22 protein-coding genes are annotated in these 22,064 nt (G+C 43.0%); 16 read left to right on the top strand and 6 right to left on the bottom strand.

Annotated elements, in window-relative coordinates; translation table 11 throughout:
- Positions 1-7: 7 nt before the first annotated feature.
- The 4 genes from dhaL to IGI78_RS13655 form a co-directional block, all read right to left on the bottom strand.
- Complete coding sequence (gene dhaL / locus IGI78_RS13670; protein WP_195266171.1) at positions 8-613, bottom strand: dihydroxyacetone kinase subunit DhaL; 606 nt, start codon at positions 611-613, stop codon at positions 8-10.
- Between the two features lie 14 nt (positions 614-627).
- Positions 628-1,611: a dihydroxyacetone kinase subunit DhaK gene (dhaK, locus tag IGI78_RS13665; RefSeq protein WP_010750002.1), complete on the bottom strand. Its 984-nt coding sequence runs from the start codon at positions 1,609-1,611 to the stop codon at positions 628-630.
- A complete protein-coding gene (gene dhaM, locus IGI78_RS13660) occupies positions 1,608-2,012 on the bottom strand; it encodes a dihydroxyacetone kinase phosphoryl donor subunit DhaM (protein ID WP_005228160.1) in 405 nt (134 codons plus the stop codon). Before dhaM ends, dhaK begins: the two co-directional genes overlap by 4 nt.
- A 204-nt stretch (positions 2,013-2,216) precedes the next feature.
- Complete coding sequence (locus IGI78_RS13655) at positions 2,217-4,541, bottom strand: HAD-IC family P-type ATPase (RefSeq protein ID WP_195266169.1); 2,325 nt, start codon at positions 4,539-4,541, stop codon at positions 2,217-2,219.
- Positions 4,542-4,799: 258 nt separating this feature from the next.
- On the opposite strand from IGI78_RS13655, the gene queG reads away from it, so the two are divergent.
- Positions 4,800-5,975: a tRNA epoxyqueuosine(34) reductase QueG gene (queG, locus tag IGI78_RS13650; protein ID WP_195266167.1), complete on the top strand. Its 1,176-nt coding sequence runs from the start codon at positions 4,800-4,802 to the stop codon at positions 5,973-5,975.
- Between the two features lie 39 nt (positions 5,976-6,014).
- Here queG and IGI78_RS13645 read toward each other — a convergent pair whose 3' ends face one another.
- Positions 6,015-6,371, bottom strand: a complete 357-nt coding sequence (locus IGI78_RS13645) for a hypothetical protein (protein ID WP_005228172.1) — start codon at positions 6,369-6,371, stop codon at positions 6,015-6,017.
- 165 nt (positions 6,372-6,536) lie between these two features.
- On the opposite strand from IGI78_RS13645, the gene IGI78_RS13640 reads away from it, so the two are divergent.
- The 6 genes from IGI78_RS13640 (at position 6,537) to IGI78_RS13615 (ending at position 11,929) form a co-directional block, all read left to right on the top strand.
- Entirely contained in the window at positions 6,537-7,412 is an 876-nt protein-coding gene (locus tag IGI78_RS13640) for an SPFH domain-containing protein (RefSeq protein WP_005228179.1), read from the top strand.
- Between the two features lie 3 nt (positions 7,413-7,415).
- Positions 7,416-7,913: an LURP-one-related/scramblase family protein gene (locus tag IGI78_RS13635; RefSeq protein WP_195266166.1), complete on the top strand. Its 498-nt coding sequence runs from the start codon at positions 7,416-7,418 to the stop codon at positions 7,911-7,913.
- 19 nt (positions 7,914-7,932) lie between these two features.
- Entirely contained in the window at positions 7,933-8,805 is an 873-nt protein-coding gene (scrK, locus tag IGI78_RS13630; protein ID WP_010749999.1) for a fructokinase ScrK, read from the top strand.
- Positions 8,806-8,904: 99 nt separating this feature from the next.
- Positions 8,905-9,654, top strand: a complete 750-nt coding sequence (locus IGI78_RS13625) for an alpha/beta fold hydrolase (RefSeq protein ID WP_010749998.1) — start codon at positions 8,905-8,907, stop codon at positions 9,652-9,654.
- A 107-nt stretch (positions 9,655-9,761) separates the two neighbouring features.
- Complete coding sequence (locus IGI78_RS13620) at positions 9,762-10,724, top strand: rhodanese-related sulfurtransferase (RefSeq protein ID WP_005228186.1); 963 nt, start codon at positions 9,762-9,764, stop codon at positions 10,722-10,724.
- Between the two features lie 266 nt (positions 10,725-10,990).
- Positions 10,991-11,929 carry a 2-dehydropantoate 2-reductase gene (locus tag IGI78_RS13615; protein WP_195266165.1) on the top strand — a complete coding sequence of 313 codons (939 nt, stop codon included), beginning with the start codon at positions 10,991-10,993 and terminating at the stop codon, positions 11,927-11,929.
- Between the two features lie 159 nt (positions 11,930-12,088).
- On the opposite strand, the gene IGI78_RS13610 is transcribed toward IGI78_RS13615, so the two are convergent.
- Positions 12,089-12,838 (bottom strand): MurR/RpiR family transcriptional regulator, encoded by a 750-nt coding sequence (locus IGI78_RS13610; protein ID WP_081119287.1) that lies wholly within the window; start codon positions 12,836-12,838, stop codon positions 12,089-12,091.
- A gap of 154 nt (positions 12,839-12,992) precedes the next feature.
- Here IGI78_RS13610 and pfkB point away from each other — a divergent pair, with 154 nt between their 5' ends.
- The 9 genes from pfkB (at position 12,993) to srlE (ending at position 22,055) form a co-directional block, all read left to right on the top strand.
- Entirely contained in the window at positions 12,993-13,931 is a 939-nt protein-coding gene (gene pfkB / locus IGI78_RS13605) for a 1-phosphofructokinase (RefSeq protein WP_195266164.1), read from the top strand.
- Positions 13,928-15,334, top strand: coding sequence for a PTS fructose transporter subunit IIC (locus IGI78_RS13600; protein ID WP_195266163.1), 1,407 nt, complete (start codon positions 13,928-13,930; stop codon positions 15,332-15,334). Before pfkB ends, IGI78_RS13600 begins: the two co-directional genes overlap by 4 nt.
- Positions 15,331-15,780, top strand: coding sequence for a PTS sugar transporter subunit IIA (locus tag IGI78_RS13595; RefSeq protein WP_195266162.1), 450 nt, complete (start codon positions 15,331-15,333; stop codon positions 15,778-15,780). The genes IGI78_RS13600 and IGI78_RS13595 overlap by 4 nt, the downstream gene beginning before the upstream one ends.
- Before the next feature lie 4 nt (positions 15,781-15,784).
- Positions 15,785-16,762, top strand: coding sequence for a tagatose-bisphosphate aldolase (gene lacD / locus IGI78_RS13590; RefSeq protein ID WP_195266161.1), 978 nt, complete (start codon positions 15,785-15,787; stop codon positions 16,760-16,762).
- Positions 16,763-17,329: 567 nt separating this feature from the next.
- Positions 17,330-18,130 carry an SDR family oxidoreductase gene (locus IGI78_RS13585; protein ID WP_081119282.1) on the top strand — a complete coding sequence of 267 codons (801 nt, stop codon included), beginning with the start codon at positions 17,330-17,332 and terminating at the stop codon, positions 18,128-18,130.
- A 15-nt stretch (positions 18,131-18,145) separates the two neighbouring features.
- A complete protein-coding gene (locus tag IGI78_RS13580) occupies positions 18,146-20,008 on the top strand; it encodes a BglG family transcription antiterminator (RefSeq protein WP_195266160.1) in 1,863 nt (620 codons plus the stop codon).
- Positions 20,005-20,490 (top strand): transcriptional regulator GutM, encoded by a 486-nt coding sequence (locus IGI78_RS13575; RefSeq protein WP_195266159.1) that lies wholly within the window; start codon positions 20,005-20,007, stop codon positions 20,488-20,490. Before IGI78_RS13580 ends, IGI78_RS13575 begins: the two co-directional genes overlap by 4 nt.
- The gene (gene srlA, locus IGI78_RS13570) at positions 20,490-21,044 is read left to right on the top strand and encodes a PTS glucitol/sorbitol transporter subunit IIC (protein WP_074934132.1); all 555 of its coding nucleotides are present in this window, start codon (positions 20,490-20,492) and stop codon (positions 21,042-21,044) included. Before IGI78_RS13575 ends, srlA begins: the two co-directional genes overlap by 1 nt.
- A 12-nt stretch (positions 21,045-21,056) precedes the next feature.
- Entirely contained in the window at positions 21,057-22,055 is a 999-nt protein-coding gene (gene srlE / locus IGI78_RS13565) for a PTS glucitol/sorbitol transporter subunit IIB (RefSeq protein WP_288362303.1), read from the top strand.
- Positions 22,056-22,064: the final 9 nt, after the last annotated feature.

The raw sequence follows: 22,064 nt of genomic DNA, 5'->3' as shown, positions 1-22,064 counted from the left end.
TCGTTTTTTAATCTTTTTCTATCACCGTTAACAGTGAGTCAAACAAAATCGCACTAGAAGCTGATCCGGGATCGATATGACCGATGGCACGTTCACCAACATAAGAGGCACGGCCTTTTTTAGCAACAAGTTCTTTGGTATGTTCTTTCGCTGCTTCGATCGTGTCTTTGGTCAATTCACCTTTTTTCAAGGCTTCTGCGACAGGTTGCCAAACATCGATCATCGTTTTGTCTTCAAACTCAGCTTTTCCCCGCATTTTGATGCCCGCCAAGCCTTCTTCAACGATCGTACCTAATTGTTCAAAGGAGTCGATCGTTTCTAGTTCCTTCGTTGCTTTGGTCATATTCATAAACGCCGAACCATAAAGGGGACCCGAAGCGCCGCCGACTTTTGAGATCATTGCCATCGAGAAGACTTTAAAGGTATCACTGATCGTCGTTGGCTGTTGTTTGGCATAAGCTTCTTGATAAGCAGCTACGCCGCGTGCCATATTGTTGCCATGGTCCCCGTCGCCGATCGGTGTATCTAAATCGCTCAAATAGGCTTTGTTTGCTTCGATTTCTTTTGTGAAGGTATCTAACCATGCTTGCACCGTTTCTGTTGTCAATTGCATCTCTATTCGCTCCTTTACCAGGCTATTGTTGTGACGGCTTCATTTAACGCATCGGTGTGATCCGTTTCGCTGAAGTCGATCAAGGTCAGTGAAAGTCCCTGCATATCGATGGAAGTCATGAAATTGCCGACTTTATGGAAGGAGACAGGGATGTCTTTTTCTGCGAGTAATTTCGCGACATCATTGGCAAAAACGAACAGCTCCATTTGCGGCGTACCACCCATACCGTTGATCAAGACACCGACTTTTTCTGGGGTCTTTTCATAATCCGCTAAGATTTTTTCCACCAACTCTTGTGCTAGTTCACGTGAGGGTTTCAGTTTTTCACGACGGTAACCAGGTTCGCCGTGGATGCCCACGCCATACTCGATCTCATCATCGGCTAAGTCAAAACCTGGTTTCCCAACTTCAGGAACTGTTGCCGCTTTTAATGCGACCCCGATGGTTTTGATCGATGCAACCAAGGCATCGCCCAGTGTTTTTAATTCGCTTAAGCTGGCACCATTACGAGCAGCTGCGCCTAAAATCTTGTGGACTAAGACCGTACCGGCAACTCCTCGTTTGCCAGCAGTATAGGTGCTATTTTCAACAGCGATATCATCATCCACGACCACGATCTCCGTCGTGATCTCTTCCATTTCTGCCATATCTTTGGCCATCTCAAAGTTCAAGATATCGCCAGTATAGTTTTTGACGATCAGCAAGACGCCTTGTCCTTGATCAGAATCTTGGATAGCCGTCAAAATCTGGTCGGGGGTCGGGGAGGTGAAGACATCGCCTAAAACGGCGGCGCTAAGCATCCCATCACCGACAAAGCCAGCATGGGCCGGCTCATGTCCGCTCCCACCACCAGAAACAAGACCGACTTGTTCTTTTTGATTATTCTTAGCGATCACCCGTGAGTCGGCGACTTGATGGACCAGTTCAGGATAACTGCCTACGATACCAGCCAACATTTCTTCTACGATCATTGAGGGATCATTAATGATTTTTTTCATGCTTCATGCCATCCTTTCTCGGCTGCTTTTTTTGCTTCTGCAACGATTTGTGCCAAATCATCACTGAAACCAGCGGTGATCGCTGCAGCAAAGGCACCTTCCACCAGCGGCGCGTCGATCAGGTGATAGCGTTCTTGTTGCTGAGGTTCCAGCATGTCGTATGCAAGTTCGGCATTCAAAACGGCACTGCCTAGATCGGCAAAGACTAAGATCAGTTCAGCGTCTGCGGATTCGTTGACGGCATCCACGATTTTCGTGGCGTCAGAACCCAGCTCTCCTTCTGCTGTCCCGCCTAAAGAATAGATCGTGACTGACTCGCCGTCAGCCATTTCTTCGATCATCTGTTTTAATCCTTCGGTGAGTTGCTGACTGTGAGAAACGAGTAAAATACTTTTTTTCATCCAATTTCACCAACACTTTCTGATTAAATTTGGCTGTTTGACAAGGGGGCTGCCTTTTCCAAAGAAACACCGTCCTTGTTGAAACCGCCTACAGGTTCAGTATACCAAATTTCTTTCTTCTTGTATGGTTGCACCTATGGAGAGGACAAAAAAACAGCATCGTCTTTCTGGACAAAGCAAGAAAGAGCGATGCTGCAAAATCAATTAGGATTGTTTAACGAGCACTTTGGCTGAAAAGCGCTTCGTTAGGAAAGAAAGCCCCACGTACAGGCAGATGTTCAATGCCATCATGCCAAGGAAGTAAGGCAATGTTACGGCGGTCAAGAAACCGACTTCCAGCAATCCGTGGAAAAGCATTGCTGCGACATAGATCCCCACGGTAGTGGTAATCGCTAAGAACAATCGCAATGGATTTAATGGCAAGCAAGCGCGAATCACAGCGATACAACTGATCCCGATCAACAAATAGTACAACAAGGTCGTCGTATCAAATTGCGACCAACCGTAGTCGGTTTGTAAAAAGCGGATCGCAAAGTAATTGACTAACACCAACAGGGCGTTTGGCAACGCATTGAGCAAGACCGTCGGCAAGTAGCGCCCCTTGATCGGTGCTTTGTTTTCTTCAAAGGAAAGGAAGAAAGAAGGATAGCCTTCAATTGCTAAGTCGATCAATGTGATTTGGATTGGCAAGAACGGAAAGGCGCTGGATGTCAGGATACAAACCAAAGAGAGCAAGAAGCTGTAAATCGTCTTGATAAAGAAGATCCCCGACGCTTTGGTGACGTTATTGACGACGCGGCGTCCTTCAAATAAAACATCTGGCAACGTAGTAAAGTCAGAATCCAATAAGACAAAGTTAGCGATTTGACGAGCCGCACTGTCGCCAGCAGCCATCGCAATACTAACATCGGCTTCCCGCAGCGCCAACACGTCATTGACGCCATCGCCCGTCATAGCAACGGTCCGTTGATTGGCTTTTAATTCTTGGACAAGCAGTTTCTTTTGTTCAGGGGTCACACGACCAAAGACCGTATAGCGTGTCGCAGCTTCTCGGACTTCTGCTTCGGTCGTTAAGGTAGAAAGATCGATGGCTTGATCGGCATTCGCAAGACCTGCACGATGGGCGATCGCTGCGACAGCTATTGGATTATCGCCAGAGATCACCTTTAGATCGATGCCTTGATCGGCTAAGTAAGCCAAGGTTTCTTCAGCGTTTTGGCGGATGATATCAGATAAAATCAAGACTGCCACCGCTTGTGCATTGCTTGGGTCAAAGGATGCTGGCGCTTTTGGATCGGTCTCTACAGCTAAAATCAACACCCGCAGACCTGCTTCTTGCGCTTCTTTGACTTGCGGCAAGGCAGCAGAGCCAGCGACTTTTTCAGGTGCGCCAAGATAGACATTTCCTAGATGTTCAAAAGCTACAGCACCCCATTTGCGCTGTGAAGAAAAGGCAGCGACTTCGATCGGCTGATGATCCGTTAGCTCAGGGCAGCCTTGACGCAATGCTTGCATCGTCAAATTGTTATCTGTGCTGGCTGCCAAATAATTCCCTAAGAGCATGTTAGGGTCGCTGTCGACTTGGAGAGGAACGATCGATTCGAGAACCATATGGCCTTCCGTCAACGTCCCCGTCTTATCCAGACAAAGGGTATCGACATGCGCTAAGGTTTCAACGGCATACATGTCTTGGACCAAAATCCGTTTTTTGGCCAATTTAATGACACCTGTCGTCAAGGCGATACTGATCAGCAGGACAAGTCCTTTTGGTAACATTCCTAATAAGGCAGCGGCAGAAACGACGACGGATTCCTTGATCCCAGCATCTCGCATCATAAAGGCTTGGAAGAACAAAATCACCCCTAAAGGAACGATCACATAGCTGGTGAATTTGGATACACTACGGATCGAAGCAAGCAGCTCAGAGCGGATCGGTTTGTGGACCTTCGCCTCATTGCTTAGTTTCGCTGCGTAGTTTTCTGCACCGACATGAATGACTTTTCCTGTCACTTCACCGCTGACGATGAAACTTCCTGAGAGTAAGGAAGCACCTGCTTCTTTGACAACCAGATCGGCTTCACCAGTCAGCATCGCTTCATTGACTTCGACTAGTCCAGAAAGCACCGTCATATCAGCGGGGATTTGGTCCCCAGCACCAAGAATAACTACGTCCTCTAAGACCAATTCTTTGGCTGAAATCTCATGGATTTGGGCATCTCGAATCACTCGTACCGTTTGCGGTGAAACAAGTGAGAGTTTTTTTACTAAATTACGCGCGTGCAATTCTTGGCTGATCCCAATGGTGATATTCACAAAAATAATCGCTAAGTAGAACATGTTGGAATAGGCGCCTACGGCAAATAAAAAAACGCCAATCAATAGATTGAGAAAATTGAATAATGTCAGTAAATTGTCTTTGATGATCGCAGCAGTTGATTTACTGGTTTTTGTTTCATAATCATTGTGCAACCCCTCTTGGGTTTTCTTGGCGACTTCTGCTGCAGTCAAGCCGGTGGGTAATTGAGTCATAAGCATCTCCATTTCATTTGTTCATTTCTTTCTGATTCCTTTATCTAGTCTAGCATTCGAAAAAGGCAATGCAATCGTTGCGAGGAAAATAACGATAAAATTAATTAAAATCTTAAACAATCAACACGTGTTCTTTTAAAGAAAGAAAAAAACGGGGGAACAAACCGCACCATCGACTTTTTTCAAGTGCTTACGTATAATAGGGGAAGAGAAAAAGCCGAGAAGCAGATGCTTAGCGGACAAAAGAGGGTAGCGAGCATGTCTTTAAAAGAAAAAATTATTGCAGAAAGCAAGCGGCTTGGCATCGACAAGATCGGGTTTGCTTCAGCGGAGCCGTTTTTGGCATTGGAGCCTTCCTTGCGGGAACAAAAAGCCAAAGGCCATACCTCTGGTTTTGAGCATCCCGTGATCGAAGAGCGGATCTATCCTGAACGGACATTTGAAAATCCGCAAACGATCATTGCGATCGCTTTAGCTTATCCGACAAAAATCAAAGAGAAAGTCCCCCGGGATGAAAAGCGTGGCATGTTTGCCCGGGCTTCGTGGGGCATCGATTACCATGATATTTTGCGAGAACGGTTGGATCGCTTGATCGCCTTTATCAAAGAACAAGCACAAACGATGGAAGAACAAGTCGAATGGCGTTTCGCACCGCAAGTCGATACAGGGGAATTGGTGGATGTGGCGGCAGCGCAGCGGGCGGGTCTTGGCTTTATCGGTCGTAATGGCTTGCTGATCACAGAGGAATTTGGTTCGTTTGTTTATCTCGGGGAGATCGTCACTAATATCTCTCTTGAACCGGATGAAGAGGTCCCGTTTGGTTGTGGGGATTGCATGCGTTGTGTTACGGCTTGCCCCACCAAAGCGTTATTGGGCGATGGTCGGATGAATGCCCAGCGCTGTTTGTCCTATCAAACCCAGACGAAGGGCATGATGCCAGAAGAGTACCGCAAAAAGATGCATAACGTGATTTACGGTTGCGATATTTGTCAGCTGGTCTGCCCTTATAATCGGGGGAAAGACTTCCATTTTCATCAAGAGATGGAGCCTGAAGTCGATACCGTTTATCCAAAACTGCAACCGATGCTGTCTTTATCAAACAAAGCCTTCAAAGAACAATTTGGCCATCTATCTGGCTCTTGGCGGGGGAAAAAACCGCTGCAGCGTAATGCCATCATCGCCTTAGCCAATGTGGGAGACCGCAGTGCCTTGCCAGCGATTTGGCGCTGTGCGACAGAAGACGTGCGCCCAGTGATTCGAGGAACGGCTTATTGGGCAATTGGCCAGTTGGGCGTCAAAGAACCAGAGATGTGGTTAGAGCGACTGCAACGGTGCGCAGAGTTAGAACCCGAAGAAGAGGCGCTACAAGAATTGCAGCCTGCCATCGAACGATTGCAAGCAGTCATTACCAAAAAGCAGGAAAAAGAGATATAAAAAAAGCAAAACGTGCCCGTGGCCGTTTTGCTTTTTTGTTTAATCTAGTACGTCATCACTTTCAACGATTTCTTCTGAATCGAGTTCGAAATCGGGTGCTGGATGCACACGCTCAGGCAGCTCCATTTCTAACTCGCCTTCTTCGGTGTATTGGTTGTCGGTATCGGCAACGTCAACTAAAATTTCTTCAGGAAGCTCTTGTTCCAACCGATAGCCTTCTGCATGACGTGCATCGAGTAATTCCAAAAGATGTTGCCACTCGTCTTTCGAGATCACTACAACGTCAATGCCATCTTTGTTTTGTACCTCTACAACAGAGGAAAGATCGGTGCCGACCGTTTTAATGATCGATTCCAACGACCATTTACTCGTTTCTAAGTCAATTTTTTGTGCCATAAGAATTACCCCTTTTTTGAGAAAAATTTTGTCCTACCTTAATTGTAACGGGAAAGTTGCAGAAAACAAAATAGCTTGATTGGGAATCGTTCCTGATATGCGCAAGAACATTTGCACCGCGGCTTTAACCAAGGTAAGATAAGAGCAAGAAGGGAAGGAATAAAAATGACAGAAAAACAGACATTTCATGTGAATGGGTATTTAGCACTGGTTGTGCTGATCGGGTTATTAGTTGGCGGTGGTTATTTGTTTTATCATGGGTTCGTAAATGAGAGCGTTCTCGAAATCGTTCTCAGCATTCTCTTATGGATCGTTTCGTTTCTTTTCCTTAGTTCGTTAACGATCGTACAGCCCAACCAAGCCAAAGCGATCCTCTTTTTTGGGCAGTATTTAGGGACCATTAAAGACAACGGCTTGTTCGTGACAACCCCCTTAACCCAAAAAATCAATGTTTCATTGAAAGTCCGCAACTTTAACAGTTCGCTGTTGAAGGTCAATGATTCAGACGGAAACCCGATCGAGATCTCGGCGGTGGTGGTTTTTAAAGTCGTAGATACCGCTAAAGCATTGTTTGATGTCGATTATTACCAAGATTTCATTGAGATCCAAAGTGAAACAGCGATTCGTCATATTGCGACGCAATACCCGTATGACACGTTCAATGACGATGATCTGACGTTGCGAGGCAATACCAATGAAGTTTCAGAAGAACTGGCAAAAGAATTGCAAGAACGATTGGCTGTTGCCGGGGTCGAAGTCTTGGAGACTCGCTTAAACCATTTGGCGTATGCGACTGAGATCGCTAGTGCGATGCTGCAGCGCCAACAAGCCAAAGCGATTTTATCTGCACGACAAATCATTGTTGAAGGGGCCGTCTCCATGACACAAATGGCGTTAGAACAAATCGAAGACGGGCAGGACATCAATTTCACAGATGACCGCAAAGTCCAATTGATCAATAATTTATTGGTGTCGATCATTACCGATAAAGGCACGCAGCCGGTGATCAATACGGGCGATGTCAAAGAGAAAGGAGTGTAGCATTTGAAGAAACTTTACATCAAACAGAAGGTTTTCAGCATCGGTGAAAAATTTACCGTCACTGATGATTTACAAAACCCTCGCTATTATGTCGAAGGCAGTTTTTTTAAGATCCCGAAAAGTTTTACGATCTTCAATGAGAAGCAGCGACCGATCGCGGAGATCACCAAAAAAGTGTTCAGTTTATTACCGAAATTTTTTGTGGAAGTCCACGGCCAAGAAGCGATCGTTTTAGAAAAACATTTCACATTTTTTAAAGCCCGCTATTCCATCAGTGCAGAAGGCATCGATGTGGACGGCAATTGGTGGGATATGGATTTTGTGGTCAACCGCAACGGCAAACGGATCGCAGAGATCCACAAAAAATGGATCTCTTGGGGCGATACCTATGAAGTTGTGATCTATGAAGAAGATCTAGATGACCTGATCATTGCATTAGTGGTAGCCATCGATCGCGTCAAAGCAGATGATGCCGCAGCGTCAAGTTCAGCAAGTAGTTAGAAAAAAAGGAGCGATGTGCATGTTATATGGTTCGATTGAAGCAGGCGGCACAAAATTTGTGTGCGCCATTGGCGATGAAGAAATGACGATCAAGGAAAGAGTGAGCTTTCCGACAACGACACCTGAGGAAACAATGCCTTTAGTCATTGGTTTCTTCAAACAATACCAAGCAGATTTAGCAGGGATTGGGATTGGCTCATTTGGGCCTATCGATATCCATCGCGATTCTGCCACTTATGGGTACATTACCTCGACCCCGAAATTGGCATGGCAAAATTTTGATTTCATCGGTACCATGAAAAAAGAATTTCCGATCCCGATTTCTTGGACAACAGATGTCAATGCGGCTGCCTACGGTGAGTATGTCTTCGGTAGTGGCAAAGGATTGAGCAGTGTCGTTTACTATACGATCGGTACAGGTGTTGGCGGCGGTGCCTTACAAGAAGGGCGCTTTATCGAAGGGTTTAGTCATCCAGAAATGGGGCATATGCTGGTCGTCCCTCATCCAAAAGATGACTTTGCTGGCAGCTGTCCATTTCATGGCAACTGTTTAGAAGGGATGGCCGCTGGACCCGCCATCGAAAAACGCTTAGGGAAAAAAGGTCAAGAGGTTGCAGAAGATGATCCTTATTGGGAAATCGAAGCCTCCTATATTGCTCAATGTGCCTACAATACAACCTTGATGTTTTCTCCAGATGTGATCATTTTTGGCGGTGGTGTGATGAAACAACGCCATATGCTGCAAAACGTCCACGACGCATTTGCAAAATTGGTCAATGGGTATGTCGAAACACCTGAGTTAAGCAAATATATCGTGACCCCAGCATTGGAAGACAACGCTGGAACCCTCGGTTGTTTGGCATTGGCTCGAGAAGCGGTCTTACATTCATAAACGAAAAAGGGATCATACTCTTCGGGTATGATCTTTTTTTACAGCGTATCAGTGGCGCTTTTGGCGACTTTTTGTATACTTAAGCTGAGGTGGAAAAGAATGAAATTAGCTGTTCGAAAAAGAAAAATTGGAAATATTCCGGTCTTAGAAGTCGTACCAGAAGAAATGATTTATGAGCCGCTGCCATTGATTATTTACTATCATGGCTGGCAGACGAGTAAAGAATTAGTGTTGACACAAGGCAGAAAGTTGGCTAGAGAAGGTTTTCGGGTGGTCTTGCCAGATGCAGCCAATCATGGGGAGCGCAAGACCCAGCTATCGGAGATTCCTTCTTTAACTTTTTGGCAAAGTATCCAAACCAATCTATTTGAGTTTTCTTACTTAGTCGATTTTTTTGAAAACCTTGGTTTGGTCAACGGTCAAATCGCAGTTGGCGGAGTCTCCATGGGAGGGATGACCACGTGCGGTTTATTGTGCCAGCATCCAGAAATCACAGCGGCAGCTTGTATCATGGGTTCTCCTTCCATGTTGAAATACCGTGACCGCATCCAAATGCACGCTGGCGCTGCTGGGTTCTTTGTACCCGAGGATTATGGTCAGCTTTTAAGCTGGATGGATGCTTACGACCTGTCTTCTCAACCAGAGAAATTAGGACAGCGTCCCCTTTTGTTTTGGCATGGTACCCAAGACGAGAAAATTCCTTATGGTGATGTGGAAGCCTTTGTGGCAGAAAATCCAGAAGCAAATTTGCAGTTTATCTCGCGAGAAGAACGCCATCTGGTACGTGGAGAAACGATGGATCAAGTCACAGCTTTTTTCGTGGCAGAGCTCAATCAAACCAATCCATGACACTGTTTGCGCAAGGAAAAAGATTGTGTGAAAAGGTACAAGCATAAAACTCGTTTTTTGTCACGTGATAACCTATACTGTAGGGTGCAAAAAAAGGAGGAATTGGTTTGACATACCGCGTTTTATTATTTTATAAATATACAACAATTGAAGATCCGGAAAGCTTCGCCAAGGAGCATTTAGCATTTGGAAAAGAAATTGGCATCAAGGGCCGTATTTTAGTAGCCAATGAAGGGATCAATGGCACACTTTCTGGAACGGTTGAAGCAACGGATCGCTATATGGAAAAAATGGAAGCTGATCCCCGTTTTAAAGGGATTTTTTATAAGATTGACGAAGTAGAAGAACATGCGTTTAAAAAGCTATTCGTTCGTCCGCGTAAAGAATTGGTTTCATTGAACCTTGAAGACGACATCGATCCATTAGAAATGACTGGAAAATATTTAGATCCTAAAGCGTTCAAAGAAGCGTTGTTAGATGAAGATACCGTGGTGATCGATGCCCGTAACGATTATGAATATGATTTAGGCCATTTCCGAGGAGCCGTTCGTCCCGATATCCGCAGCTTCCGTGAGTTGCCGCAATGGATCATCGATAATAAAGAAAAATTCATGGATAAAAAAGTCGTTACTTATTGTACTGGTGGTATCCGTTGTGAAAAATTCTCAGGCTGGTTGCTGCGAGAAGGCTTTGAAGATGTGGCCCAACTCCATGGCGGTATCTTTGCTTATGGGAATGACCCAGAAGTTCAAGGCGAGCTTTGGGATGGGAAAATGTACGTCTTTGATGAACGCATCAGTGTGGAAATCAATCATGTAGATAAAAAAGTCATCGGCCGCGACTGGTTTGATGGGACACCTTGCGAGCGCTATGTAAACTGTGCCAACCCAGAATGCAATCGCCAATTCTTAACTTCTGAGGAAAATCAGGCTGCCCATTTAGGTGCCTGCAGCTATGATTGTGCCATCCACGAACACAACCGTTATGTGGAGCAACATGGGATCACAGAAACAGAAAAAGCTGAACGGTTAAAAAACTTTGCAACAAAAAATGAAACAGTCACTGCCTAAACCGACAACTGTTTCACAGGAAATGAATGATTAAAAAAGTCGCGCGTGAGTCCGAAAACTGGCTTAGCTCAGTCAGTTTTTCCACCTTCCGTGCGGCTTTTTTGAATGGACAGAATTGGAAACGATTGTTTTTTAATTATCTGAAAAATCTAACTATTCCAATTGTTCTTTTTTCTTTCCTATCGAGAAAAAACGCAAGGCTCTCGCATATTTCACGATTTTAGAGTAAACTATACCTAATTGTGGAAGAGGAAAGAGGAATTCAGATGAAAATTGTTATTGCTGGTGCAGGTGCTATGGGCAGCCGTTTTGCTATTATGCTAAAAAGAGGCGGAAATGACGTCACGTTAATCGACGGCTGGCCTGCGCATATCGAAGCGATCCGTGAACACGGATTACGAGCGAACTTAAACGGTGAAGAGATCGCAGTCCCTTTTTCGATCTATTCGCAAAATGAGATCCCAACGACTGTACAAGCAGACTTGATCCTGGTCTTTACTAAAGCGATGCAACTGGATCAAATGATGCAAACGATCAAACCGATGATCGGAGAGCAAACGAAAGTCTTATGCTTATTAAACGGGATCGGTCATGAGGACACGATTGAAAAATATGTCAGCACGGATAAAATCTTTTTAGGAAATACCATTTGGACGGCGGACTTGATTGGTCCTGGTAACGTTCGCTTGTTTGGGGATGGTTCTGTAGAACTGCAAAATATCGAACCGGGGAAAGAAGAAGATGCCCGTCAATTGGCGGCAGTCTTGGCTGATGCTGGGTTGAATGCGTCTTATTCTGAGAACATCCGTTACTCCATCTATCGCAAAGCCTGTGTCAACGGCACCCTAAATGGCTTGTGTTCGATTTTAAATGTGAATATTGCCCAATTCGGTCAAACCTCAGCGGCGCGTGCGATGGTCCAAACGATCGTGGAAGAATTTGCGGCAGTTGCTGCTCATGAATCTGTTGAACTGGATGTATCCGAAGTAGTCCACCATATTGAAGAAACCTATGATCCAGAAGGCATCGGAATGCACTATCCATCCATGTATCAAGATTTGATCAATAATCATCGTAAAACCGAAATCGATTATATCAATGGCGCAATCTCACGAAAAGGCCGCAAGTACCAAGTGCCAACGCCTTATTGCGACTTTTTGACTCAAATGATCCATGCTAAGGAAGATATTTTAGCAGCAGAATAACACTTCTGCGAAAGTAATAACTCGTAAAATCGCTAGCAGTCAGTAGCGATATCAAGAGACTGCATCCAAATCATTCAGCAAAAAAGTCTTTTCGCTCACTCATAGAAGAAACACTATGAGGGCGAAAAGACTTTTTTTATTGATTTCGAGTGAGTCTGCTTATTTTTTCTTGATACGAATCGCATAAGAATCCAACAAGATTCGAGCAATGACCGATAAGGGCAGTCGTGAGCGGACTTCATAATCAGGGAAAAAGGAAATTTCTGATTTGAAGCCAATCAAAGAAAGCTCGACTAATTCCAGCAAGCGGCTTTCTTTTGAGGCGGTGATCAAAAGCGATCCGATTTCTTTATCGTAACAATTTTGAGCCGCGATGACTAATTCTTCGGTTTCCCCATTTAATGAAACAAAAATCACAGTATCTTCTTTATGCAAACGCTTACTGATCGTAGTGATAATATTGGGATCAGTGTACAACTCACAATATTTATCCACCAGTTGAAATTTTGTCTTCATTTCTTCCCCAATCAATTCTGAAAAGCCCCGTGCAAAAATAACGATTCGTTTCGCGTTGTATATTTTTTGGATCGCATCTTCAATAGTGCCCGTATCCAGCATATTTAAGGTACGAATGACTTCTTGTTCATTTTTAATAATGGAGCGACGGATCTCTTCATCCACCATTTCCACGTTTGAAAAATTCAAGGTTATATTCGATTGCTCTTTTAAATGATGTTTAAAAGAGGTGTAGCCCTCATAGCCCTTTTTCTTCATGGTTCGGACGATCGTTGTCGTTGAAACATTTGCCAGTTCACTTAGTTTGATAATCGAAAGGCTCGGAATTTCTGAAAGGTTTTGCGTAATGTAATTCCATAAAAATAGTTCTGCTTCACTTAATTTGTTGTCCATCTTGCCACCTCTTATCGCTATTTTAGTGTGATTGTATCTGAAAATCAAATGGAATCAAACAAGATTGAAAATGTTTTCAACAGAATGGATCGTTTTAGAAAACATGTACATTCAGAAACAGTGCATACTTAAGGTACAGCAAGGAGGAACAATTATGGGAACGATTTACACATGCACGATGAATTTAGCGATTGACTTATTTATTGAAACAGAACAGCTTTTGCCTCAAGTTGTCAATCGTACACTAGATGATGAGATCCAAGCCAATGGCAAAGGGGTGAACGTTTCTCTTATTTTGAAAATGCTAGGTATTCCCAGCACTGCTTTAGGATTTAGCGGTGGCTTTACAGGAAAATATATTGAAGATTTTTTAAGCGAAAAGCACATCAAGAACGATTTTGTAGCGGTTAATGGAATGACCAGGATCAATGTCTTTACACAAGTCAACGAAGAAAACAAAGAATATAAATTGGTCAATCAAGGACCAGCGATCAGTCCAGAAAATGTGGAACGATTGTTAGCAAAAATCAAGACTCTTGTTCCAGGTGATTTTCTCTGTGTTTCTGGGAGTTTGCCAAAAGGTGTTCAGCCGACGGTTTTGATTGAGATCAGTAAAATCTGTCAGGAACGAGAAGTCAAGCTGATTATTGATACTAGTTATAAGGAAGTTCGGGAATGTTTGCAGTATCGTCCTTACTTAATCAAACCAAATGAAGAGGAGTTAGCGACACTGTTTGATGTCGCCACGATCGCACCCGAAGATTATCAGAAATACGGTCAAATGTTAATTGCAGAAGGAGCGCAAAATGTGTTGCTGTCTTTAGGAAGTGAGGGGGGGATTTTTTTAAATGAAGCAACTTGTCTGATCGCTAATGCCCCAAAAGGCAAAGTGGTAAATACAGCCTGTGCGGGAGATAGCTTATTAGGGACCTTTATTGCTGGGATGGTTCGCAAGGAGGCGGTTTTTCATACATTGAAAAGAAGTATTGCTGCGGGAAGTTCAACTGCTTTTAAAAAGGGATTGACTGACTTTTTAGATATCCCTGAATTGGAAGCGCAAATACATGTTCATAGAAAGGAAGTCCATAAATGACAAAATTTCAGATAGTAGCTGCGACGGGATGTCCGACGGGGATCGCGCATACGTATATGGCACAAGAAGCATTAGAGCAAGCCGCTAAGAAGCGAGGCATTTCGATCAAAGTAGAGACTCATGGACAGATTGGGATTGAAAATGCGTTGACTGCTGAAGAGATCGAAGCTGCCGACGCAGTCATTATCGCGGCTGATAAAGATGTTCAAGCCGAACGTTTTGCAGGCAAAAAAATCATTGATGTCCCGGTAGCTTCGGGCATTCGCAATGCGGATCAATTGATCGCTGATGCCTTAGAGGGTGCAGGGAAAATCAAACAGCCGAAGCAATCTGTTCCGACCAATAAAGAAGAAGTAGCCGTCAGCGGGATTGGACATACGATCTACAAAAACTTAATGAATGGTGTCTCCCATATGTTACCGTTTGTGGTCAGTGGGGGAGTCTTGATTGCTATTTCATTTCTTTGGGGGATTTATTCGGCTGATCCAACTAACGCTCAGTACAACGAATTTGCTGCGCGACTCAATGGAATCGGTGGTTTTGCTATGAGTATGATGGTCCCGATCCTATCAGCATTTATTGCGGAGAGTATCGCGAAACGACCAGGACTAGTGGTTGGGTTTGTTGGGGGCTTGATCGCGGCAGACGGCGGCACTGGCTTTTTAGGTGGGATCGTTTCAGGTTTCTTAGCCGGATATGTCGTGCTAGGGCTGATGAAGGCATTGGTTCTTTTACCTAAATCATTAGATGGTTTGAAAGCAATTTTTCTTTATCCCGTTTTAGGAGTCTTGATTACAGGATTGATTATGGACTTTGTGTCAGGGCCAATGGCAACGATCAACGAAGCAATGATGTCCTTCTTAGCTGGTTTCGAAAACTCTAGTCCCTTTGTATTAGGAATTATTGTTGGCTGTATGTGTGCATTCGATATGGGAGGACCAATCAATAAAGCAGCTTATGTAACAGGTACTGCTTTATTGGCACAAGGAAATACTAGTTTCATGGCAGGAGTTTCGGCAGCGTGCATTGCCCCACCATTGATCACAGGTTTTGCCGTTTTATTCTTTGGGAAGTATTTTGATGCAAATGAAAAAAATGCTGGATTAGTCAATTTTATCTTAGGCTCAACACATATTACAGAAGGAGCGATTCCTTTTGCGGCGAAAGACCCGCTGAGAGTGTTACCGATCATGATGCTTGGTTCTTCGATTGCTGCTGTACTGACCTATCTCTTCAAAGTGCAAGTGCCTGCACCTCATGGTGGCTTTCTGGTATTACCCGTTGTTACTCATGGTCTTTTATGGGTAAGTGCGATTTTGGCAGGATCAATCGCAGGTGGTTTGTTGCTAGGATTGGTTCAAAAAAGAAAAGTTGCCAAACAGAGAATGGACGTGAAAGCATGATTACGGAAGAATATATTTTTGTCGATTCCCTCTTAAAAAATAAAGCAGAAGCTCTATCATTTCTAGCAAAAGAAAGTCGGAGACAAGACGATGCTACGGATGCTTCAGAAGTGGAAGCAGCATTTATCCTTCGAGAAGAACAAGGCTCTACAGGCATGATGGATGGTTTTGCCATTCCTCATGCGAAGAGCAGCGTTATTAGACGACCATTTATTAGTGTAATCAAACTTAGAGAAGCAATCGATTGGGACAGTTTAGACGGACAAAAAATCCATACGATCATCGCTATGTTTATACCAGAGAATGAAGCTGGGAGTACCCACCTTACGATTTTATCTCAAGTGGCAAGGATGTTGATGAAAGAAGATTTTAAAAAAGCGATCCAAGCAACTACTTCTAAAACAGCTTTACTACAAGTAATGAATCAGTATCTAGAAGGGAATTGAAAAAATGACTACGACAATGAAGCAACCGATAGCAGTAACAAAACTTTGTAATTCAAAAGGAATCATCAGTGCATTAGCGATCGATCAAAGAGGCGCATTAAAGCGGATGCTAAGTCAATATAAAAAAGAAGTGTCGGATGTAGCTATCGAGCAATTTAAAACCATCGTCTCTGAAGAACTAACACCCTATGCATCGGCTATTTTATTGGATCCAGAATACGGACTTCCGGCAGCAAAACAACGCGCTCAGCAAACTGGTCTTTTGATGGCTTATGAAAAAACGGGGTATGACGCAACGACGCCAGGGAGACTCCCAGACTCGTTAAATTATTGGTCAGTCAAGAAGCTCAAAGAGGCAGGAGCAGATGCCTGTAAGTTTTTACTCTACTATGATTTAGACGAAAGCGATGCGATCAACGATCAAAAGAAAGCTTATATAGAACGAATCGGTTCTGAATGTCTGGCGGAAGGGCTGCCCTTTTTCTTAGAGCTAGTCTCCTATGATGCGACCATTTCGGATAACACATCGAAAGAATACGCAACGGTCAAACCACATAAAGTCAATCAAATGATGAAGGTTTTTGCAGAGCCGCGCTATAACGTGGCTGTTTTGAAAGTAGAAGTTCCTGTCAATATGAAGTTTGTTGAAGGGTTCGGGAATGAGGTTGTCTATACACAAAAAGAGGCTGCAGCATTCTTTAAAGAACAAAGCCAGATGGCTGCTTGTCCATTTATTTTTCTTAGCGGGGGCGTCAGTGCGGAGCTTTTTCAAGAAACTCTCCGCTTTGCCAAAGCAGCTGGTTCAACCTTCAATGGTGTATTATGCGGGCGAGCAACTTGGGCAGATGGTGTTAAGGTATTTGCCACTAAAGGAGAAGCTGCTGCAAGACAATGGATGCAAACAGACGGTAGAAAAAACATCGAAACATTGAATGAAGTGCTAATGGAAACAGCTTCTTCTTGTCAGGCAACAACTGAATGATTTCTTTCAATGGGAATATCTGAACTTGGGGAAATAAGGTGTCAACATATGCTGGCTTCCAGACGGTTAAACGGATATCTGAGATTGACTTTCGCCGAAGTCTTTATTTGAAAAAGTCAACGATTTGGGTCATTCTTAAGGAGCGTACTAACCAATCTCCGCCTTTTAATACACTCTAATTTCAATCGTTTCAATTAGCTTAGGGAATTTTCCTAAGCTTTTTTTGTGGAAGAAAAAGGTAGGAGTTTTTCTTTCTTTGACTGCTTGTTATTGGAGTGGCTTTGTTGTGGAAAAATCGAGAGCAATTAATTAAGTCGTCTTCACAAACCGTCCTTTAAAAAAAGAGCGGATGACTCCATCTAAGGAGAAGATAGGATAGAATAGAACTCGCTTCAACATGATTCTTTCGGCTGCAAAATAAAATTGCATTGTTTTATAAGGCAAACGGTCTGAAGATTATTCAGTGAATTCGTACACTTTTTTTCCAGATCTTTGAAAAAATCCTGTCTTAATTATTATTGGTCAACGCTTATACTGAAAGCGTAATCAAATTGTAGGAGGGAACGTATGAAAGACTGGTTAAATATAGCTGGAAAAACCGTGATCGTAACAGGGGGTTCTTCAGGAATCGGAAAGAGGATTGTTGAAAGTTTATTAGAGCAAGGGGTGAATGTGGCAAACTTTGACCTTACAGAAGCTACGCAACAACATGACAATTTGTTGTTTGTTGAAACGGATATTTCAATAAGGGAAGAGGTGGAGTCAGGTGTAGAAAAGGTCATTGAGCGGTTTGGAACTGTCGATGGTTTAGTGAACAATGCAGGGATCAATATTCCACGTCTTTTAGTAGATAAGAAAGACCCTCATGGGAAATATGAATTATCAGATCCTATTTTTGACAAGATGAGTGCAATCAATCAAAAGGGCGTTTTCCTAATGACGCAAACAGTAGCCCGAGAATTGGTCAATAAAAAATCTGGAGTCATCATCAATATGTCATCAGAATCAGGGCTTGAAGGATCTGAAGGGCAAAGTGCATATGCTGCTACCAAAGCGGCACTCAATAGCTATACAAGATCATGGGCAAAAGAATTAGGAAAATCAAATGTTCGAGTGGTGGGGATTGCACCCGGTATCATGGAAGAAACAGGTTTGAGAACGCCTGCCTATGAGGAGGCATTGGCTTACACAAGAGGGACGACAGTTAAAAAACTGCGAGAAGGATACACAAAAACGAGTACAATTCCTCTAGGTCGGAGTGGCAAATTGACAGAAGTAGCTGACTTGGTCTGCTATTACCTGTCTGACCGATCCAGTTATATTACAGGAGTGACAACAAATGTAGCGGGAGGAAAAACTAGGGGATAGAAATAGGGGGATAAAATGGCATTCGTAAATCGATGGTATCAAATCTTAGACTTGTTAATAACTCATAAGGATATTTCAATCATTGATTTACAGAAAAAGTTGAGCAGTAGTTCAAAAACAGTAAAGAGTAGTATTGATCTGCTTAATGAAGAACTAATTGGTATTGCGAAAATCGTGCAAAGGAAAAAGAGCTATTCGATTGAGGTAGAAGATGCTGAAGAATTTGAACTCATTTTGGCTGGAAAGTTAAAAAAAGAAACCGATTTTAACTCAGCGAGTAAACGGGTGGCATTTATCCTAAAACAATTGATCGAGGAAAAGTCATTTATTTTAATTGACGATCTGTCTGAAGCGCTAGGGATCAGTAGGAGTACTGTCTATAATGATTTTCGGATGCTAAAAAAGCTACTCAAGCCTTTTGATACAGAAGTAGTCGGAACGCCAAACAGAGGAATTCAGATTAAAGGAAGTGAATTTAATCTGCGTTTGCTTTACATCTATTATGTACAAGATTATTTTTATGAAAATTATTTAGAAAACGATACACAAGCAATGATCCAAAAAATCATTTCTCTCTCAGGGATTCCGCAGTATTATGGTCGTTTACTGTATAAAGTGATTTCTATTTCCATGAAAAGGATCATTGAAGGGAATTATTTAGAGACGATACCGAATTGTTATACAAATTTCATCAAAGAAGAAGAACAAATCGAGCAGTTGATCTATCATCTAGAGACCAAATACCGAGTGACTTTAAGTCAAACAGAACAAGACTTTCTCTGGTTCCCGTTAAATTTATCTGCAAATTCCTTAATTGAGCGTACAGTTGTCCCGACAGCAGTCGAACAGTACTTTAAAGCAATGCTAAAGCGTATCCATCGCACGCTCGTTTTGGATATCAATGAGAAAGTTTTATTTTTAGAAATGAAAGAACACTTAAAGTATATGATCAACCGAATCGTGGTCCAAGCAAAATTAAGCGATTTGTTTTACGGCGAAATCGAGCGACAATATCCCTTTGCCTATGAATTAGCCAAAGTCGGTCTACAAGAGATTGAAGAAGTGGTTGGTCGAACCATACCCACAGTCGAAATCAGTTATCTAGCACTTTATTTTGAACTTGCTTTGAAAAGCCAACAAAACGAACCAGCCAAAAAGCAAATTGCTGTAGTTTGTCACAGTGGCAGAGGTACGGCAATGATCATTCGTCGTCAATTGGAACGAGTCTTAGGCAATGATATTCGCATCACCCATTTATCAGAGGAAGCCTATCAGCAGGAAAATCTGACCGATTACTTCGCTATTTTTACGACGATTCCATTAAAAAATTTAGAACAAGTGAAAAGTCCAATCATTAAATTGACCAACTTATTTGACGATCATTGGTTGCGCAATGAGTGGGAAAAAGCCGAACGCTTGCAGTCAGTAGGGAAGCAGTCGATCCTCTTACACTTTAACCACTTAGATCCTGACTTGACCTATCAAAAGAATGTTGAGTCAATGATCGCCGAATTAACAAAGGAGCATATAGTAGATGAGTGCTTTTTGGAACGAATCAGACAAAGAGAGGAAAAACATGCGACGATTTTTGATTCTGAGATTGGTTTTCCCCATGCGATCAATGATCAAACAGATAAAATCGTTCTGTCGATAGGTGTGTTCAAAAGGAAATTGGTTACTCCTGAGGGCAATATCAAACTGATTTTTTTGTTAGGTATTCCAAGTGAATTGACAGGGAAAAACGAACAAGACTTGTTGCGCATTTATGATGAATTATTTGCGATTGCTGGCAATGCGGATTTCAGAGAAGAAATCAGTGCCCAAGAAAATCTATTGGCATTGAAAGAATGGCTTTATCAGAAGGAGTTGATTATATGAGTTTTGTTTATCTATTTGGTATTTTTTCCTTAGGCGCCTATTTGTTACAAATTCTTTTTGGGTTGAAACAGATCAAACACTTTAATCAAAACTATCAGCAACTGCGCAAAAAAGGCAAGGTAGCGATTGGACGCAGAGCTGGAAAAATAAAAGCAGGAACGATCGTTTTACTTGCGGTCGATCCAGCAGGAATCATTCTTGATGCCAGAAAGATGCAAGGGGTAACCGTGTTGGCGAAGTTTAAAGAGCTGCCGGTCTATCTAGGAGAAGATATTCATTATATCGATAAGTACCATCCCAAAGTGCAGAAAGAAAACAAGTTGACGATTCAAGCGATGGAAAATGCCAGAGAAATCTATTTGCGCACAGAAGCCGGAAACTATACCGAAAGTCAGGGAGTGTCGCCTGTAACACTGATGAAAATACAAATACAAACATGGAAAGAAAAAATATTTATGAAAGAAAAAAGGAGTGCAAAATAATGGAGTATATTACAAAATTTGCTGAAGGTTTTATGAGCCTTTTTCAAACCGGAGCAGAGACCTTTATCTCATGGATGACAGGTATCGTTCCAGTGGTGCTAATGCTGATGGTCGCCATGAATACGTTGATTGCTTTCTTAGGAGAAGAACGCGTGACCAAAGTGGCACGTTTATCTTCAAAAAATCCTTTCACTCGCTATTTGCTTTTACCTTTCCTATCTGCCTTTATGTTAGGAAACCCAATGTCGTTTACTATGGCTCGCTTTTTACCTGAATATTATAAGCCTAGCTATTATGCTTCACAAGCGCAATTTTGTCACACCAGTAATGGGGTATTTCCTCATATCAATCCGGGAGAACTCTTTGTATGGTTGGGTATTGCCCAAGGAATCACAACATTAGGCTTAAACTCGATGGAGCTGGCGATTCGTTACCTATTGGTCGGTATGATCATGAACTTTATTGGCGGTTGGGTCACCGACTTTACGACTGCTTATGTGTGTAAGCAGCAAGGCATCACTTTGAGCAAAACAGTCAAACTAGCGGCAGAATAAGGAGGAATCAAGATGACGTACAAAAGTATACGAGTAGTCAAAGGCAGCGGCGGTTATGGCGGTCCCTTAGTGATCACGCCGACAGAAGAAAGACATAAATTTATTTACATTACTGGTGGTGGTGAGCGACCTGCAATCGTTGATAAAATTGTTGAATTAACGGGAATGGAAGCAGTCAATGGCTTTAAAACATCGATTCCCGATGATGAAATTGCATTGGCGATCATTGACTGTGGTGGCACACTACGTTGCGGTATTTATCCCAAAAAAGGGATTCCGACGATCAATGTCGTCGCAACGGGGAAAAGTGGGCCATTAGCACAATATATCAATGAACAGATCTATGTTTCGGCGGTTGGGGTCGACCAAATTTCATTAAGTGACGAGCAAGAAGCAACCACCGTCGCCAATGAAGCAACAGATCCTAAGCGGGAATTCACCTACGATACTTCGAAAAAAATCACAGAGCAAAAAGCCGAGCAGCAAAATTTTATTGCCAAGATCGGGATGGGCGCCGGGAAAGTCGTTGCGACCTTTAACCAATCTGCACGAGACGGGGTTCAGACGATGATCAATACCGTCATTCCCTTCATGGCATTTGTTTCCCTGTTGATTGGAATCATTCAAGGGTCTGGGGTTGGAAATTTCTTTGCGAATGTGATGGCGCCATTGGCTGGCAATATTTGGGGATTGATGATCATCGGCTTTATTTGTTCCTTGCCATTTCTCTCCCCGTTACTTGGACCAGGGGCTGTGATCAGTCAAGTGATCGGGACACTGATTGGGGTCGAGATTGGCAAAGGAACGATTCCACCACAACTTGCTCTACCTGCTTTATTTGCGATCAATACTCAAAATGCCTGTGATTTTATTCCAGTTGGGTTAGGATTAGAAGAGGCAGAAGCGGAAACGGTTGAGGTTGGGGTACCTTCTGTTCTTTATTCTCGTTTCTTAAATGGTGTACCACGGGTCTTCATAGCATGGCTTGCAAGTTTTGGACTTTATAGTTAAATCAGTATA

The sequence above is a fragment of the Enterococcus sp. DIV1767 genome, assembly GCF_050542585.1.
GTDB classification, from domain to species: domain Bacteria; phylum Bacillota; class Bacilli; order Lactobacillales; family Enterococcaceae; genus Enterococcus_D; species Enterococcus_D innesii.
This window is presented reverse-complemented; position numbering and strand designations above follow the sequence as displayed.